The sequence below is a fragment of the Kitasatospora sp. NPDC093558 genome (genome assembly GCF_040683475.1).
Classification (GTDB): domain Bacteria; phylum Actinomycetota; class Actinomycetes; order Streptomycetales; family Streptomycetaceae; genus Kitasatospora.
In genome coordinates this window covers 1-1,087 of sequence record NZ_JBFBDY010001371.1, presented here as the reverse complement: position 1 = coordinate 1,087, position 1,087 = coordinate 1, and the positions used below count along the sequence as shown (strand labels likewise).

Annotated in this window: 2 protein-coding genes; both read right to left on the bottom strand. The window is 72.5% G+C overall.

Annotated elements, in window-relative coordinates; all coding sequences use genetic code 11:
- A partial coding sequence (locus tag AB0O00_RS41070) for a hypothetical protein (RefSeq protein ID WP_363659752.1) occupies positions 1–229 on the bottom strand: 229 nt, incomplete at its 3' end.
- Between the two features lie 10 nt (positions 230–239).
- Positions 240–650 (bottom strand): CU044_2847 family protein, encoded by a 411-nt coding sequence (locus tag AB0O00_RS41065; RefSeq protein WP_363659751.1) that lies wholly within the window; start codon positions 648–650, stop codon positions 240–242.
- Between the last annotated feature and the right edge of the window lie 437 nt (positions 651–1,087).

Sequence of the window (1,087 nt, the reverse complement as noted above, 5' to 3'; positions counted from 1 at the left end):
CGGCGGGCCGGTCCGGGGGCCAGAGTTCGGCGGAGAGGACCTCCTCCGCGCCGAGCACCCCGTGCACCGTGATCGGCCGGCGGCCCTGACCGGCGTGGACGGCGTGGACGACGTGGGCACAGGTCACGACGAGCCCGGGGGCGACGAAGAACCCGCTGCCCAGGAAGGTCGTGGTGCCGTCGGCGAGCCAGACGGCGGGGTCGTGCGGGCCACCGGCTCTCAGGACCACGCGGCCCGCCCTACGCGGTGGCGGCGGTGCCGGCGGCGCTGCCGGGGGCGGCGGCGCCGGGCGCGGACCGGTCCCAGGTGAGCCGGACGTTCAGGCTCGCCTCGCCGCCCGCCTCGGCCAGCACACCGATCAGCCGTCCGGACTGGACGGAGAGCGTCACCCCGAACTCGACCTCGAACGAGGACGGGTCTCCGCATTTCACCGCGGTGTCCTTGGCCCACTGGCCGACGGCCTGGACGGTCTCGCGCACCTGGTCGAAGGTGTGCCGGACCGCGGCGGAGACGGCCCCGGCGTCGCCGTAGTCGCGTCCGGCCCGGTCGTCGCGGACGGCGGCGTAGACGGTCGTGCCGTCGCCGAGCTCGATCTCGATCGTCTCGGGGGTGGAACCGGTGGAACCCGCGGAGCCGGTGGGGTCAGCCATGCACGTCACGTCCCTAAGAGGTCGAATTGCGGTGCACATGCGCCGGGTCCATTCATGTCCGATCAGAAATGTGACTGATGAGACGTCAGATCCGCTGGCGGCTAGTCAGATTAGCGCATCCAATTGTCCATCCCTCCACGCACTGTGCACCGCTGTCACCGGATCGTTACCACCGGCGGACATAGCGGACACGGCGGATCGTGCGTGCCGTCCGTGCGACTCCTTCGGGGGAACGCCCGTCGACCCCTGGGCCGTCCGGGTGAACAGGCGTCATCAGTAGAGCAGGTGCCGCAGCTCCGCCTGGGCCCGGACGAGCACCTGCCGCTCATCGAGCAGATCGCCGGGCGCTTCGAGCTCGCGGACCGACCCGCCCCGCGGCCCGCCGGGGCCGTCCGTCCGGGCACGACCGGTCAACCGTGCGACGGGCCCCGCAGGAC

Coding starts and splice junctions, on each gene's coding strand:
- AB0O00_RS41065 (WP_363659751.1), bottom strand. CDS start 650: ATGGCTGACCCCACCGGCTCCGCGGGTTCCACCGGTTCCACCCCCGAG.